Annotated in this window: 17 protein-coding genes; 4 read left to right on the plus strand and 13 right to left on the minus strand. The window is 51.6% G+C overall.

Annotation, left to right across the window (positions count from 1 at the left end; translation table 11 throughout):
* Nucleotides 1-55: 55 nt before the first annotated feature.
* On the plus strand, nt 56-949 hold the full coding sequence (locus CFK45_RS06440) for a type 2 periplasmic-binding domain-containing protein (RefSeq protein ID WP_096085612.1): 894 nt from the start codon (nt 56-58) through the stop codon (nt 947-949).
* A gap of 28 nt (nt 950-977) precedes the next feature.
* Here CFK45_RS06440 and CFK45_RS06445 read toward each other — a convergent pair whose 3' ends face one another.
* Nucleotides 978-2,807: an ABC transporter ATP-binding protein gene (locus CFK45_RS06445; RefSeq protein ID WP_096085613.1), complete on the minus strand. Its 1,830-nt coding sequence runs from the start codon at nt 2,805-2,807 to the stop codon at nt 978-980.
* 97 nt (nt 2,808-2,904) lie between these two features.
* Between CFK45_RS06445 and CFK45_RS06450 the strand changes: the two genes are divergently transcribed.
* Nucleotides 2,905-3,312 carry a secondary thiamine-phosphate synthase enzyme YjbQ gene (locus CFK45_RS06450; RefSeq protein WP_096085614.1) on the plus strand — a complete coding sequence of 136 codons (408 nt, stop codon included), beginning with the start codon at nt 2,905-2,907 and terminating at the stop codon, nt 3,310-3,312.
* A gap of 9 nt (nt 3,313-3,321) precedes the next feature.
* On the opposite strand, the gene CFK45_RS06455 is transcribed toward CFK45_RS06450, so the two are convergent.
* From CFK45_RS06455 to CFK45_RS06465, 3 genes are all read right to left on the minus strand, one after another.
* Nucleotides 3,322-3,750 (minus strand): hypothetical protein, encoded by a 429-nt coding sequence (locus CFK45_RS06455; RefSeq protein WP_096085615.1) that lies wholly within the window; start codon nt 3,748-3,750, stop codon nt 3,322-3,324.
* A gap of 86 nt (nt 3,751-3,836) precedes the next feature.
* Nucleotides 3,837-4,325, minus strand: a complete 489-nt coding sequence (locus tag CFK45_RS06460; protein WP_096085616.1) for an FKBP-type peptidyl-prolyl cis-trans isomerase — start codon at nt 4,323-4,325, stop codon at nt 3,837-3,839.
* A complete protein-coding gene (locus CFK45_RS06465) occupies nt 4,316-4,948 on the minus strand; it encodes an HAD family hydrolase (RefSeq protein WP_096085617.1) in 633 nt (210 codons plus the stop codon). Before CFK45_RS06465 ends, CFK45_RS06460 begins: the two co-directional genes overlap by 10 nt.
* A 247-nt stretch (nt 4,949-5,195) precedes the next feature.
* Between CFK45_RS06465 and CFK45_RS06470 the strand changes: the two genes are divergently transcribed.
* Both CFK45_RS06470 and CFK45_RS06475 read left to right on the plus strand, forming a co-directional pair.
* Complete coding sequence (locus CFK45_RS06470) at nt 5,196-6,791, plus strand: sensor histidine kinase (RefSeq protein WP_239923597.1); 1,596 nt, start codon at nt 5,196-5,198, stop codon at nt 6,789-6,791.
* Between the two features lie 43 nt (nt 6,792-6,834).
* Nucleotides 6,835-8,229, plus strand: a complete 1,395-nt coding sequence (locus tag CFK45_RS06475) for a DUF3369 domain-containing protein (protein ID WP_096085618.1) — start codon at nt 6,835-6,837, stop codon at nt 8,227-8,229.
* Here CFK45_RS06475 and CFK45_RS06480 read toward each other — a convergent pair.
* The 9 genes from CFK45_RS06480 to tatA all read right to left on the minus strand — a co-directional run bounded on the left by CFK45_RS06480 (nt 8,226) and on the right by tatA (nt 14,376).
* Nucleotides 8,226-9,164 (minus strand): 5-oxoprolinase subunit C family protein, encoded by a 939-nt coding sequence (locus CFK45_RS06480; RefSeq protein ID WP_158224618.1) that lies wholly within the window; start codon nt 9,162-9,164, stop codon nt 8,226-8,228. The genes CFK45_RS06475 and CFK45_RS06480 overlap by 4 nt on opposite strands.
* Nucleotides 9,154-9,864, minus strand: a complete 711-nt coding sequence (pxpB, locus tag CFK45_RS06485; protein WP_096085620.1) for a 5-oxoprolinase subunit PxpB — start codon at nt 9,862-9,864, stop codon at nt 9,154-9,156. The genes CFK45_RS06480 and pxpB overlap by 11 nt, the downstream gene beginning before the upstream one ends.
* Complete coding sequence (locus tag CFK45_RS06490) at nt 9,848-10,573, minus strand: 5-oxoprolinase subunit PxpA (RefSeq protein ID WP_096085621.1); 726 nt, start codon at nt 10,571-10,573, stop codon at nt 9,848-9,850. The genes pxpB and CFK45_RS06490 overlap by 17 nt, the downstream gene beginning before the upstream one ends.
* Before the next feature lie 18 nt (nt 10,574-10,591).
* Nucleotides 10,592-11,029 (minus strand): D-aminoacyl-tRNA deacylase, encoded by a 438-nt coding sequence (gene dtd, locus CFK45_RS06495; RefSeq protein ID WP_096085622.1) that lies wholly within the window; start codon nt 11,027-11,029, stop codon nt 10,592-10,594.
* 99 nt (nt 11,030-11,128) lie between these two features.
* Nucleotides 11,129-12,100 carry a prolyl aminopeptidase gene (gene pip, locus CFK45_RS06500; protein ID WP_096085623.1) on the minus strand — a complete coding sequence of 324 codons (972 nt, stop codon included), beginning with the start codon at nt 12,098-12,100 and terminating at the stop codon, nt 11,129-11,131.
* A gap of 113 nt (nt 12,101-12,213) precedes the next feature.
* Nucleotides 12,214-12,807, minus strand: a complete 594-nt coding sequence (locus CFK45_RS06505) for a hypothetical protein (RefSeq protein WP_096085624.1) — start codon at nt 12,805-12,807, stop codon at nt 12,214-12,216.
* An 82-nt stretch (nt 12,808-12,889) separates the two neighbouring features.
* A complete protein-coding gene (tatC, locus tag CFK45_RS06510; protein ID WP_096085625.1) occupies nt 12,890-13,672 on the minus strand; it encodes a twin-arginine translocase subunit TatC in 783 nt (260 codons plus the stop codon).
* Nucleotides 13,669-14,142, minus strand: a complete 474-nt coding sequence (tatB, locus tag CFK45_RS06515; protein WP_096085626.1) for a Sec-independent protein translocase protein TatB — start codon at nt 14,140-14,142, stop codon at nt 13,669-13,671. The genes tatC and tatB overlap by 4 nt, the downstream gene beginning before the upstream one ends.
* Nucleotides 14,143-14,376, minus strand: a complete 234-nt coding sequence (gene tatA, locus CFK45_RS06520) for a twin-arginine translocase TatA/TatE family subunit (RefSeq protein WP_096085627.1) — start codon at nt 14,374-14,376, stop codon at nt 14,143-14,145.
* Nucleotides 14,377-14,380 lie beyond the last annotated feature (4 nt).

A 14,380-nucleotide genomic window follows, 5' to 3' on the forward strand; every position in this document is an offset into this window, starting at 1 on the left:
CTTAGACTGTAAATGCAAACAAAAGATCCCTATGGTTTGGCGCAGGGGTATTAGCATGAATAAATTGTTGTTGGTACGTGTAAGCACACGCGATATTTTGTTAGCCCTGTGCGTTTTTCTGTCAACCGCTTGGGCTGACGAGCACTCAGCAAAACCAGTCTTGACCCTGCGTATCGCTGCAGTGGCTTCCAATATAGATATATACAAACGCGAGCTGGAAGATCAAAGCTGCGATAAATATGAGGTGCCTGAGCACCACAACTTTCCCCGCGGTGCGCTAGAGATGTTGCTGATCTGCCAGGCACTTCATTTGGCGGGTGTGCAGCCTAGAATTGAGTTAGTTGTAGCGCCTAGCTACGCCCGTGCACTGGAGATGGTGAAAAGCGGCAGTGTCGATATCAGTGGTGAAACTGTTTGGTCGCAAGACATCGATACCGACAGACTGCGCTACACCGTTCCTGTGATTCGTTATGGGGAATATGAAAAAGGTATTTATATTCTTGCTGGGCACGACTTGCAGGGTAAGTATGGCACTGCTGTTGAATTTCGTAGTTATCGCGGTGTTGTTGTTCACAATTGGCACATAGACAAACAAGCGCTATTTGATTTAACACCAAAGGTGCGTCAAGCGGTACGTTTTGATTCAATCTTTGAAATGATGCGTTTTGGTCGCGCCGATTTTACCTTATTGAAATTTCCGACGAGTAGCGATTTAAGTGTGCACCTTTACGGCCACGATTTGCTACCAATAAAAGGGGTGAAAGTTAAGCTCAACGGTGAGCGTCATTTTGTTGTTTCGCGGGTGAGCCCGGGGGCCGACGTTTTGTTTGAAAAACTTAACAACGGTATTGAGCTTATGCGTCGGCAAGAGCAGCTAGACGCGTATTTAAACAAGCTGGGTTTGGCTCACCCCGCGGTCAGTGACTGGAAAGTACTAAACCACTGGTGAGCTATATATTGTTATTTAAAAAACGTTTTTAGCCATCTTCACCGAGAAAACCGCCACTTTGGTGTTGCCACAAGCGCGCGTAAATACCACCTTGTTTGAGTAATTGCGCATGAGAACCCTGCTCAACAATTTTTCCTTCGTCCATAACAATTAATCTATCGAGTTCGGCAATCGTCGATAAACGGTGGGCAATAGCTATGACGGTTTTGTCTTTCATCAGTTTGTGCAAATTCTGCTGAATAGCATTTTCAACTTCAGAGTCCAAAGCTGATGTCGCTTCATCTAATATAAGAATTGGGGCGTTTTTGAGCAGTGCCCTGGCGATAGCGATGCGCTGGCGCTGGCCTCCGCTCAGTTTTACGCCGCGCTCTCCGACGTGCGCTTCGAGCCCTTTGCGACCTTTGGCGTCTTCGAGCTCTTGAATAAACTCCAGTGCCGAAGCCTGTTTGCAAGCTTGAATAATTTGCTCTTCGCTGGCATCGGGGCGCCCGTAACAGAGGTTGTCGCGCACACTGCGGTGCAGCAATGAAGTATCCTGCGTTACCATGCCTATGTGCTGGCGCAAGCTTTCTTGAGTCAGGTCTGCGATATTCTGCCCATCAATATTTATGCTGCCAGCGTCGATATCGTAAAAGCGCAGCAGCAAGTTAACCAGCGTGCTTTTGCCGGCGCCGCTGCGCCCGACTAAACCAACCTTTTCACCTGGCTGGATATCTAGCTCAAATTGCTCGATAACGTTTTTATCTTTGCCGTAACTGAAGTCGAGCTGTTTGAAATGAATGTGACCCTGTTTAAACTCAAAGGCCCTGGCATCGGCTTTGTCTTGTACGTGGCGTTTGGCGGTCAGTGTATTGATGCCGTCGCGCACCGTGCCCATGTTTTCAAACAGGGCTGATACTTCCCACATAATCCAGTGACTCATGCCGTTTAGGCGAAGAACCAGGGCGCAGGCCGCAGCGATGGCTCCGGTACTGATGGCATCAATGGACCAGAGCCACAGGCTAATGGCGCCGACGGAACCGATAAGCAGTGCGCTTGCTGCCCAGACCAGTGAAGTGAGGCTCGTGGCGAGGCGCATTTGCGGGTACACGGTGTCGAGAAAGCCTTGCATGGCGTCGCGCGCATAGCCGAGCTCCCGGCCACTGTGGCTAAAGAGTTTAACGGTGGCGATATTGGTGTAGGTGTCGACAATGCGCCCGGTCATGACCGAGCGGGCATCGGCCTGTTTTTCACTGATTTTGCCGAGCTTGGGCAAGAAAATTTTCAGCAGAGTAATGTAGCAAGCTAACCACAACAAAAAAGGTAGTGCCAGGCGCCAGTCGAGACTGGCAACAAGAATTAACCCACTGATGAAATAAATCACAACGTAGAGCAGCACGTCGACAAACTTCATAATTGTTTCGCGCACGGCCAGTGCCGTTTGCATAACTTTCGTGGCCAGGCGTCCGGCAAACTCATCCTGATAATAGGCCATGCTGTGACCGAGCAGGTGGCGGTGAGCCAACCAGCGTATACGCATCGGGAAGTTGCCCAGCAGCGTCTGATGCAAAAGCATGTTCTGCATAAAGATGCCAAAAGGTAATAACAGTAAGACCAGTGCTGCTAACCACAAAGTGGTATTGTCCGATGAGAACACGTCGCGGTGAGGCTGGCTGTTGAGCCAATCGACAATGTGGCCGACAAAGCCGTACAGAGACACTTCCAGCGCGGCGATCAGTGCAGTAAAAAAGCCCATATAAAACAAGTAGCGTTTGGCGCCGGTTGCGTAGTGCAGGCAAAAACCCAGCAAGCTCTTGGGCGGCTCACCTTGTTGCTGTTTTGGGAAGGGGGCTAGGAGGCGTTCAAAAAAAGCGTACATCTTGTTTCGGCTCTCAAAGGTAGCTTGGCATTATGCCACAGGCCCAAAAGTGATTTGCGAATAAGCTGTTATAGTGCGCTTCGAAGGAGAACAGCATATGATTTTTACTTTGCAAATAGATGTGTCAGGTCAGGGTTTGTTTGCTTTTACTGACAAAGTTAATGCGTTGGTTCGCGGCAGCGGCCTCGAGCAGGGCCTGTGCACCTTATTTATCCAGCATACATCTGCCAGCCTGTTGATACAGGAAAACTACGACGCCTCTGCTCAGCGAGACTTGGAGCACTGGCTCAATCGTTTGGTGCCCGAGCGGGACCCACTTTACACGCACACTCTTGAGGGTGATGACGACATGCCCGCGCATATAAAAGCGGCGCTGACTGCTAGCAGTATCTCTGTGCCGGTTGACGGTGGCGAATTGGCGCTGGGTACCTGGCAGGGAATTTATTTGTGGGAGCACCGGCGCTCAGCGCAGCGCCGCCGTGTTGTTGTGCACTTGGGGGCGTGAGCGTGAGCCTTAAAGCGCGCTCACTTTTTTGATGACGCAGCCCTGCTCAACTTTTAGTTTGTGAAAATCGAGGCCAAACTCGCTAAAGCACTCGCGTGGGTCGTGAAAAATTCGCACATCCCAAGATAAACCGTCGGCGAGATGTTTGTACCAGGCCGCCAGCGACAAACCGCTTTCATTGCGCTTAACGATGCTGGCGTTGCGGGCGTCCGGGCACAGGCGCGCCATTACTTTTAAGCAGGCCATCAGCTCGCGCACGTGTTCGGTACTAATTTCTGTGCGCTCTACCTGAGACCAGTCTCCGATAACGTACTTGATGTTTTCAAAGCGCTCATCGCCACTGGCGCCGAGCGCGTAGCTGATCAGTTGTTCACCGCTGACTACCCCAAGGTATTGGGTGTAGAGGACGTCGGGCAAGCTCCAGTTCTCGATAATCACGTTTGTTCACTTAAATACACTTATAGTTCAGTCTAGGAAAAGGCCCCTTGAACGCAAGCTGCTCAAAGGGCTTGTGGCCTTAAGTCTTAGTGGTGCTGGTGACCGCCCGGGCCGTGAGCATGGCCGTGAGCAAGCTCGTCGGCTTCGGCCTGCCTGATTTCTGCGATCTCGACATTGAAGCTCAAGTTTTTACCTGCAAGTGGATGATTGAAGTCGAGCTCGACCATAAACTTTCCCGGTTTTATGACGCTGGCATCAATCGCACCCTTTTCGCTGTTTACTTTAACAAATTGACCCGCTTTTAGCTTTTTAGGTTTACCGAGTAAGTGCTTGACCGGCACCTTCTTTGTGGCGTTTTCTCGTCGCTCGCCGTAGGCTTCGCTGGGGCTTAGTTCAACCAGCCGCTGTGCGCCAACTTCCAGGCCGGTCAGTTCGTTTTCTAGTTTTTTAAAAAGGTTGCCGTGGCCGTGGAGATAGCTCATCGGTGTACTGCCGAAGTTGTTTTCCAGTTCGTTGCCGTCGCTGTCGTGCAGGCTGTAATAAAAACTCACGACCAGGTCTTGCTCTACTTGCATAGTGTTTTTTCCAAAAAGTAATCATTGTAAATGCCGTGATCGGCGACATCGACCACGGTCATATTGGCTGCGCGGCCCGCGGCTAAGCCCAATACACTGTCTTCGAAAACGACACATTGCTCAGGCTTAACACCGAGCTCTTCGGCGCAGAGTAAAAAGGTATCGGGTTCGGGTTTGTGGCCACTTACTTTATCTCCGCCAACGACAACAGGGAAAAACTTGCGTAAGCCCAGTTGTTCGAGGATATTCTCAGCCTCAGAGCTTTCGGCGCCGGTACCGAGCGCGATTTTCTTTTTACCAGCCCAGTGGCGAACAAGGTTTGCCAGCGCGGTTTCTTTTAATAGTGTCGGGGCTAGTTCTGCCGCGAAGCGGCTCTTATCGAGCGCAACAGTGCGGGAATCCAGGTTTGGGTTCAGGGCAAAGTGTTGTTTAAGCCTATCGACAGTTTGTATTGTTGGTACACCTGCCAGCGAGCGCATCAGCGCAGCATCAATAGGAATATTGTGTTTTGTTAAAGCCTGGCTCCAGGCTTGTTCATGCACTTGGCCGCTGTCAACCAAGGTGCCGTCCATATCAAAAATCAGGGCGTCAAAGTCAGCCCACTGCTGTACATTGATTGTCATAAGCTACCTCGTTAGTACAGCGACTATACCTAGTTGGGGACGTACCCTAAAGCTCGATCAGCAAAAAAGAAGGATATCTGCGCCATCTTGTCTGGCGCATAAATTCTACTTGTGGCGCGCTTGAACATTGCTTCTTCGGGGGCGTTCAGGCTGTAATAGACTATAGTGAATTAACAGGGGCCGGGTGCCATAGGGCTCTACCGGCGTTAGACTAGAGCAGCAAGATTACACAAGAAGTGCCACACCTGTGACAGAAACGCTCGCTGTCGATGAACGACAGATTCAACGCGCTCGCGGCCCCAGATATGGCAGCTTACAGCGCTTTCTCCTTTTTATCGTGGTCATGTCGGTAGCCGTGCCCGCGACCCTCACAGGTTTTCTTCTTATTCGTGAAAATTTTTATCGAACGGTGGATCACGATAGCCGGGAGATGGCAAACAACTATATCGAGTTGCTTGAAGCGGGTATGACGATGCCGCTGTGGAATATTGCCGCAGATTTGGGCCAGCCGCTGATCGACTCGGTTAGTATTGATCCGGCGGTGACTGCGATTGAAGTCAAAGCGGTGCACGGTGAGAGTTTCCTAAGTTATACCCGCCAGGAAAGTTTTGCCGATGACAGCCAGATTGAAGTGACCCGCGACATTATTTACGAGGGTGAAAAACTCGGCCAAGTCACCTTGGTATACAGCTTGGCTCGGGCAAAATCTCGCGCAGTTGCCGAGAGCCGCTTGTTACTTACGATCATTATTATTCAGTTGGTGTTTACCATTGTACTGGTGAGTTATTTCTTGCGCCGGCGAGTTGTAACCCCGGTAAAACTTTTGGAGCAAGCCGCCGTTGGTATTGCCGAGGGCGATCTGAAAACAGCCATTCCACCGTTAAATGACGATGAATTCGGAGCTTTGAGCTTGCAGCTTGAGCGGATGCGGGGCTCGTTAGAAAGCTCGTTTACCACACTTGAAGATAGAGTGCGCGAGCGCACGGTTGACTTAGTAGAGGTGAACCAGGAGCTGCAACAGACTTTGGATCAACTCAAACAGACTCAAGGCAATCTGGTACAAAGTGAAAAGCTTGCAGCGCTGGGTTCACTGGTTGCCGGTGTTGCTCACGAATTGAATACGCCGATAGGTAATGGCCTGACTGTCGCTTCGTCTTTATTTGATGAGAGCCGCTCGCTGAATCGCCAAATGGAAGAGGGCTTAACACGCTCGGCCCTGGAGACTTATGTCAACGATATGATTGAGGGCACATCGCTTGTGGTTAGTAGCCTCGACCGCGCCTCTGAGCTCGTTAGCAGTTTTAAACAAGTGGCGATGGATAGGACCTCGGCTCAACGCCGCAATTTTGATTTGCTTGCGGTTCTGAAAGAAACCAAGTTGACCGTATCACCGGCCTTTAAACACACGCCTTATGTCGTCGATATCGAATGTGATGAAGCGATTTTGCTCGACAGTTACCCCGGGCCGCTCGGTCAGATTGTGACCAACCTGCTCAACAATACCTTGATTCACGCCTTTGACGGGCGCGATCACGGGCGTGCACTTATTCGCGGCCAGAAGCTTGGCGATGATCAGTGTTTGGTCTCCGTTACCGACGACGGCGCAGGTATTCCCGAGGCGAATTTAAAACGTATCTTTGACCCCTTTTTCACAACCAAGCTCGGGGAAGGTGGCAATGGTTTGGGCATGCATATTGTGCACAACTTGGTGACGGGCGTGCTCGGTGGCACTATTGAAGTTAGTTCCAAACTTGGTGAGGGTACGACCTTTACCATGGTGGTGCCGATCAAGGCTCCACAGCGCGATGACCACGGCATGGTCAGCGACGTTGAAAACTCTTAGGCTAGTAACCAATAACAATTAATAAAAGGATGCATGCAGTAACATGAGCGATGATCTGATGACCTTTCTCGGCGAGGAAGGGCCGGGAAAAGCAGAGCAAGCCGCAGAGAAGCCGGCCAGTTGGAAAGTGCTAATTACCGACGACGAGCAGGACGTGCACTCGGCAACAACTTTTGCGCTTCGCAATACTAAAGTGATGGGAAGGCGCCTGGAGTTTTTGCATGCAAACTCCGCGGAAGAGGCGTTAAAAGTCCTCAAGTCTCACGATGATATTGCCGTTATTTTGCTAGACGTGGTGATGGAGACTCCCAATGCTGGCCTGGACCTTGTTGCTGTCATTCGCAATGAGTTAAAAAACCATCGCGCGCGCATTATTCTGCGCACGGGCCAACCCAACCAGGCCCCTGAAATTGAAGTTATCCGCGACTACGATATCAACGATTACAAACTCAAGTCCGAACTGACCCAGAACAAGCTGTACGCATCGTTGACGGCGGCCATTCGCTCCTATCAGCAATTGCAGACGATAGAAGCCAGCAAAGTAGGGCTTGATCAGATTGTTCGCGCATCGGCTGAGCTGATGACTAAAAAGGGCATACACGAGTTTGCTCAGGGGGTGATTGTTCAGTTGGCGGCGCTGCTGGCGATTGAGCCGGAGGGGCTGATTTGTGTGCGTCGCAGTGGCAGCGATGAACCGCCGCAGATTATCGCGGCCGCCGGGCAGTACTGTGAATTAATTGATCACCCGCTGACGGATTTACAGAGTGAACACGAGCGCGGCATGTTGCAAGAGTGTTTAAGCAAGCGCCAGAATATTCTCGACAAACACGGTGTGGCGCTTTATTTAGGCAGCAGCGAGCGCGGAGATATGTGTGTTTATGTCGGCAGCGCAGGGCCGGTTGGCGAAGTCGACCGCTCCTTGCTTGAGCTTTTCTGCAGCAATATCGCTATCTGTGCCGATAACCTGGAACTGATTGATCGCCTGCGTCGTTTTGCTTATCGGGATTCATTGGTGGATCTGCCGAACAGCCACGCGCTCAATGAAAAAATTGCCAATTTGCAGGCAAGTGGTGAATTGGCAGACTACGCTCTGGTTCTGGCTGAAATCGATAACCTCGCTGAAATTCGTGCCGCTCACGGGGCTGAAATTGGTGAGCACCTGTTAAAAAGTGTTGCAGCGCGCTTGCGCCAAAGTTTTCCTGAGGATCAAGTTGAGCTCTGTCGGGTGGCGACTAATGGTTTTGCGCTGCTTGCAAATAAAGCGGCACTTAGTTCCGAGAGCGTCGATAAGGTTTTTAGCGATGAGTTTCAAGTCGACAATACTCAGTTGCAAGTGAATGAACACAGTGAGCTTGTTGCTTTGGATGAGCTTGAGGCCGGCGATCAGGATTGGTTGCGCGCAGCAAGTTATAAGCTCAGCCCTTCTTCCTCTCGTTAGTTTGGGTTCCACTGCCCAAGCCAGCGCTGATAACTGGCTTGGGCCATTTCGATATTACCGAGTTTGAAATGTAGTTTTTGCCCGGGGCGCCTCTGCCCGAGGGCTTCGAGGTCACAGCGGTAAACGCAACCTAACAACGGATAACCGCCTATGCTTTGGTGCTGTTTCATCAGCACTATCGGCTGCCCCTCTGGCGGCAACTGTATGCAGCCGGGGCTAAGCGGTGCCGACAAGCGGGGCCGTTGTGCTAATTCAAGTTTCTGCCCTTCCAGGCGCAGCCCCATTTGATTGCTCTGTGCGCCGATGCGCCACTCGCTTTGTAAAAACTCTTGCTGTTGAGCCGGGTTCAGTTGTTGCCAGTCGAAGTTCGGTATAAAGCGCAGTGCCAGCGCCGTGTCGTAGCGCGCTTGTGCGCTTGGGTGTACGCTGCTGCGGCTCTGGCGCTGTTGCTTGCGTTGGATAAACAGTAAGTCACCTTTAGTGAGCGCTTTGCCCTGTTTGTGGCCCAGACCTTCGCGCTCGTTCATCGCATAGCTGCCGAGGCTGGGGGCGAGCTTTTGTAGACCGCCGGCGAAGGCGACATAACTATAAAGGCCAGAGCGCGCCGGGCTTAGGCTTAGCTGCTCGCCTGCAGCTAAGTTAAAGCGGCTCCAATTTTGCTCGTTCCTGCCGCCGGCCTTGATATCGTACTCGGCGCCACATACGGCAACGACACAGTCACTGTGTGCTCTGAGCTTGAAGTTTGCCATGCACAGCTGCAGTACTGGGCTGTCAGCACTATTGGCAACTAAGGCGTTGGCCCAGCGCGCGGCGTGCTCGTCGGCAACGCCGCCCACAGAAACGCCAAGGTGCAGCCAGCCGCGGCGGCCGAGGTCTTGAATACTGCAGTGCAAACCTGCTTTTTCAATGCTTAAGCTTGCTGTCTCAGCTTTCAAGTTGACCTCCGAGTTCGATAAAGCGCGCTTCATCTATGGCTTCAAAACGCACGTGTTGCCCGGGTTTTAACAGGCATTTCTGCGCTCGCTCGGCGTTAAATAACTGCAGAGGGCAGCGGCCGATAATATTCCAGCCCCCGGGGCCTGCTTGGGGGTAGATGCCGGTCTGTCTATCGGCTATGCCGACACTGCCGGCGGCGACATGAATACGCGGACGAGCTAGGCGGGGGCTCGCCAGCTGAGGTGCAACCCAGCCGAGGTAGGGGAAACCCGGGCTAAAGCCTATGCAGAAAACCCGATAGCTGCGGCTTATATGCAGCTGAATTAGCTCTGCTGTACTCAGGCCTTTGGCTTGTGCAAGCCTTATAAGGTCGGGGGCGACACGCTCCGAGTATAAACAGGGCAGGGTTAGCACTGGCTCATTTGTACTTACCTGATCGACGCTGCTGTAGTTTGTTAACCACTGCTCGATGGCGGCAATAAATTGCTGTGGTTTGGCCCGGGCAAAATCAAACTGCACCAGTGCTGAGCGGTAGGCGGGCACGATTTCAATAACTGGCCAGTTTTGCTGCTTTAACCAGTGGGTAAAGTTCAACAGTGCGTCGGTGCAGCTTTGGCTAAGCTCGTCACTGTCGCTATTAAAAAGTGCGAAATCGATATGCAGGGCACTTTCGTTGATTTGCCTAATGTAGGGCGTCATAGATAGCCCGCACAGCCAGAAGTGCTGTATTGCTGTCGCCGTGTACACAGAGGCTATCGGCTCGCAATTTGAGGATATGATCGTCGATGCTGCGAACGCAGCCGTGTTGAGCAAAGCCAAGCGCTTGCTCGACAATGATGCTCAGCTGCTCGTGCACGGCGCCATTTTGTGTGCGTGGAACAAGCAGGCCACTTTTGCTGTAGGCTCTATCGGCAAAAGTTTCGTAAATCAGCTCTACGCCGTGCTCGGCGCCGAGCCGCTCTGCTTTGTCGTTGATTGGCAGGCTTTGCAGCATCAACGCGCAGTTAAAATCTCGGGCCAGCTGAACAAGCAGAGCCAGTAGTGCAGGGTCTTTGTTGCTGTCGTTATACAGCGCACCGTGCGCTTTAATATGTCGCAGTGTCACACCCCGACGCTGACAGAGCGCCTGCAGGCTGGCAACTTGTTCAAACAGGCTCTGCTCAAGTTTGTCGAGATCAATACTCATACTTTGGCGGCCAAAGTTGCTTCTGTCGGGATAGGACGGGTGGGCTCCGATGGCTACGCCGTACTGATCGGCGAGCTCTATGCAGTTGAGCATGCTGTGTTGATCGCCGGCATGACCGCCGCAGGCAATATTGGCCTGATCAATAAACGGCATCAATTTGCGGTCGAGCTCGGCAGAAATCTCTCCTAAATCGCAGTTAAGTTGTAAGTGTGTAGCTGCCACGGTGTTGTCTGTGTTGTCTTAGTTTTCGAGCAGAAAGGTTACGGGGCCGTCGTTGAGTAGCTGGACCTTCATATCTGCACCAAATTTTCCCGTTTCCACTTGGCAGCTGCTCTGCTTTAAATGTTGTAAAAATTCATCAAACAGTTGTTTGGCTTGTGCAGGTGCCGCTGCAGAGCTAAAGCCCGGCCTGAGCCCTTTTTTAGTTTCTGCAGCGAGGGTAAATTGACTAATAACCAGCAGGCCACCGTTTATTTGCTGAACGTTTAGGTTCATTTTGTCATCGGCGTCACTGAACACCCGATAGTTCAGTACTTTTTCAGCCATCTTTTTTAAATTTTCAGGGCCGTCGTGTTTTTCAATTCCGACAAGTAACACCAGGCCGCTGTCAATGGCGCCAACAATCTGCTTGTCGACGCACACCGAGGCCGGCCCGCTGCGTTGCAAAAGTACTTTCATGGATGGAAATTACCGCGATGTATGAAGCTGCAGTTTACACTGCTTTGTCGTCAGGCTGCTGCGTTGTCAGGCTGATTCGGGGTTTAGCCAGCAGCGGTCTTAGCTGAGTTGATCGCCGCCGCGGCCGAGCTCTTCGGCGATGCTTTTGGTGGCTTTGACCAGGGCATCGGCAATGCTTGGTTCAAGTGCACTGTGGCCGGCATCGCGGATAATTTGCAGCTCTGAGTTTGGCCAACGCTTGTGTAATTCAAACGCGTTGTCGAGTGGGCACACACAGTCGTAGCGACCGTGGATAATAATGCCGGGGATCTCCGCAATTCGATCGACATTGTTGAGTATCTGAGCCTCGTCTATAAATGCCTGATTGACAAAATAGTGCGCTTCAATGCGCGCAAGGCTCAGCGCCATATGCGGGTCGCTAAACGCGGCCACAACATCTGGATGGGGGCGCAAGGTTGCGCAGCGCCCCTCCCACAAAGACCAAGCTTTAGCTGCGGCCATTTTGGCAAGCTCGTTGTCGCCGGTTAGTTTGCGATAATACGCAGAGATCATATTGCTGCGCTCGGTTTCGGCAATGACAGAGACGTAATCTTGCCAATAGTCTGGAAATATACGCTCGGCGCCATCTTGGTAAAACCAGTGAAGATCGCGCTCGCGGCATAAAAAGATACCGCGCAAAATCATTGCGGATACTTTTTTGGGGTAGCGCTGAGCGTAAAGCAGCGCCAGTGTGGAACCCCAGGAGCCACCAAATAGAGCCCAGCGCTCTATCGACAAAAATTCGCGAATCTTCTCGCAGTCTTCGATAAGTAGTTCGGTGTTGTTATTTTCAAGCTCAGCGTGAGGCTGGGAACGACCACTGCCGCGCTGATCAAACAGCACGATGCGGTAGAGTTCCGGGTCAAAAAAGCGGCGGTCATCTTTGCCGCAGCCGGCACCCGGGCCACCGTGAAGAAAAACGATTGGCAGGCCGTCCGGGTTGCCACACTCCTCGATATAGAGAGTGTGTATAGCGTCAACCGCAAGTTCGTGGCGGGCGTAGGGTTTTATTTCCGGATACAGTGGGGTCATGGCAAGTCCTGAGCCTGGTTGTTGGCGGCTCTGTACGAGCCTGCCAACTTGCGCTTAAGTTCTTTGACCATAGTAGTACTCAGCGGCGTTTGACGAAAGCGTTCTCGGCCTTTTTATTCAAAGCTCAGAGGCTGACTGCGATATTCGCAATAGAACAGCTCGCTGTCGCAAATTTCGAGGATTAAATACAGGGATTCGGGCAGTTGCTCAAACAAAATGCTGGTATCGACGGCGGGCTGAAGTTCGGTATTTTGTGGCAATTCGCACTGCACACTGAAATCCTGTTGGTAATAACAGTACTGGTAGCTATCCCAGCCACAGTCTTGATTCGGGCCGCACCAACTGGAACTTAATCGCAGTGCGGATTCTAAGCTGGCCCTATTGTTAATAAATAGCTCGACGCGATGTCGCTCGCTGCTATCTACCTGCCAGTTTGTTTCAAACAGGCCGTCGTCGATGTAAGGCGATATTGAAAGTGTGTGCTGTTGTTCGCTGGCGTTTTGATAACTATCGACAAGGTTAAAGCTGATTAACCGGGGAGCTTCTGTGGAGCCTGGGTATTGGTGATCTGAGCTGCTACTACCGTGTTGGTCGGGGTGTTGCTCGCTGTAGCCGTGTTCGACGTACGAGCTCTCTTGGTAATAATAAGCTTCGTGGCAGGCACTTAGGCTAAACAGCAAGCTTAAGATCAGGGCGGGACGTAACATAAAAAAGCCTCCGTGGTGGGAGGCTTTAATTTAGTTTTGACGGGCTGAATTCGAGCTGAATAAGGGCCGCTAACAAAACAGCTTAAGGTTCTTCAGCTGTATGTTCGCTCTCATTTCGCTGTTGTTTGCGCTTGAGCATCAGCTTGCCAAAAAACAGGCCGGCTTCAAACAGCAGCCACATAGGGATGGCCAGTAATAACTGGCTGATCACATCGGGTGGTGTCATCAGCATGCCGAGCACAAAACAGAAGACGATGACGTAGGGCCGCTTTTTACCGAGGTTTTCGGCACTCATCATTTCTGCATAGATAAGTAAAATCGTTGCGATTGGAATTTCAAAAGCAATGCCAAAAGCAAAAAACAGCTTGGTGACAAAGGTTAAATATGAGCTGATATCGGTCATCACCGCGACACTTTCAGGGCCGATAGAGGTGAAAAACTGGAACACCAGAGGGAATACAACAAAATAGGCAAAGGCGGTGCCGGCGTAAAATAGAACAATACTGCTGGCCATCATCGGCACCACCACGGCTTTTTCTTTTTTGTACAGCGCGGGGCCGACAAAACGCCAGATTTGGTAGAGGATGTAAGGCATGGCGACGTAAATTGACGCAAACAGTGTCAACTTAAACGGCGTTAGGAACGGAGCGGCGACATCCGTCGCAATCATGGATGTGCTTTCAGGCAAAAAGCGCTGCAGTGGCTCTGCAATAAACTCGTAGATTTCGTTGGCAAAACTAAACAGGCCAAGGAAAACCAACAGCACAGCGACTAGCGCGTGCAGCAGGCAGGATCTTAGTTCAAGCAGGTGCTCGACGAGGGGTTGGCCCTTGTCGTCATCGGGCATGCTGGAGGATGTACTCATGGGCGGCGAAAGTGGTCGGGGTTGGCGTTGGTTTCGCTAAAAGGGTCGTTTTCGGCCTCTTGTTTGCTCTCAGCGCTTAAGTCGCCATCGGCAGCTTGAGTGTTCTGAGCTTCGAGGCCTTCGTTGGCATCGGCATTTGCATCGCGCTCGTGTGGCACGGGCTCGTCAATACTGTTTTCAATGCGTTTGATTTCAGCCTGTATCTGGGCATCGACCTTATTGATCTCTTTTTCAATGCCTTTGCTGCTGTCTTCGAGTTCGCGCAGAGAGGCCAGGACTTGTTCGTTGTGCAGTTCGCGCCGGATCTCATCCATGCCCAGTTGTTGTTCAAACTCGGCTTTGGTGTTGTTGATGGCTCGTTTCATGCGGCCCATCCACATAGCACCGGTGCGCAGGGCCTCGGGCAGGCGCTCGGGGCCAATAACTAGCAGGCCAACAACAACGATGACCAACAGTTCCCAGAAGCTCATTTATTTCGTTTCTTCTTTTTTGCTTTCGCTTTTAACGCTTTCGGTGGGCACTTCCTGGCTTTGTTCTTCAACCTTCTTGGTTTCTTTTTCGTCGTCGGTGACGGCCTTTTTGAAACCTTTAATGGCTCCGCCGAGGTCGCCGCCGAGGTTGCGCAGTTTTTTTGTACCGAATAGCAGCAGCACAATAACAAGAATAATGAGTAATGAAGGGATGCTAATACCGCCGAGTCCCATAGTT

The organism is Agaribacterium haliotis (assembly GCF_002312815.1).
In the GTDB taxonomy this organism is placed as follows: Bacteria; Pseudomonadota; Gammaproteobacteria; order Pseudomonadales; family Cellvibrionaceae; genus Agaribacterium; species Agaribacterium haliotis.

Coding starts and splice junctions, on each gene's coding strand:
- CFK45_RS06450 (WP_096085614.1), top strand. CDS start 2,905: ATGATTTTTACTTTGCAAATAGATGTGTCAGGTCAGGGTTTGTTTGCT.
- CFK45_RS06505 (WP_096085624.1), bottom strand. CDS start 12,807: ATGTTACGTCCCGCCCTGATCTTAAGCTTGCTGTTTAGCCTAAGTGCC.
- CFK45_RS06475 (WP_096085618.1), top strand. CDS start 6,835: ATGAGCGATGATCTGATGACCTTTCTCGGCGAGGAAGGGCCGGGAAAA.
- tatA (WP_096085627.1), bottom strand. CDS start 14,376: ATGGGACTCGGCGGTATTAGCATCCCTTCATTACTCATTATTCTTGTT.
- CFK45_RS06445 (WP_096085613.1), bottom strand. CDS start 2,807: ATGTACGCTTTTTTTGAACGCCTCCTAGCCCCCTTCCCAAAACAGCAA.
- pip (WP_096085623.1), bottom strand. CDS start 12,100: ATGACCCCACTGTATCCGGAAATAAAACCCTACGCCCGCCACGAACTT.
- dtd (WP_096085622.1), bottom strand. CDS start 11,029: ATGAAAGTACTTTTGCAACGCAGCGGGCCGGCCTCGGTGTGCGTCGAC.
- CFK45_RS06440 (WP_096085612.1), top strand. CDS start 56: ATGAATAAATTGTTGTTGGTACGTGTAAGCACACGCGATATTTTGTTA.
- tatC (WP_096085625.1), bottom strand. CDS start 13,672: ATGAGTACATCCTCCAGCATGCCCGATGACGACAAGGGCCAACCCCTC.
- CFK45_RS06465 (WP_096085617.1), bottom strand. CDS start 4,948: ATGACAATCAATGTACAGCAGTGGGCTGACTTTGACGCCCTGATTTTT.
- tatB (WP_096085626.1), bottom strand. CDS start 14,142: ATGAGCTTCTGGGAACTGTTGGTCATCGTTGTTGTTGGCCTGCTAGTT.
- pxpB (WP_096085620.1), bottom strand. CDS start 9,864: ATGACGCCCTACATTAGGCAAATCAACGAAAGTGCCCTGCATATCGAT.
- CFK45_RS06460 (WP_096085616.1), bottom strand. CDS start 4,325: ATGCAAGTAGAGCAAGACCTGGTCGTGAGTTTTTATTACAGCCTGCAC.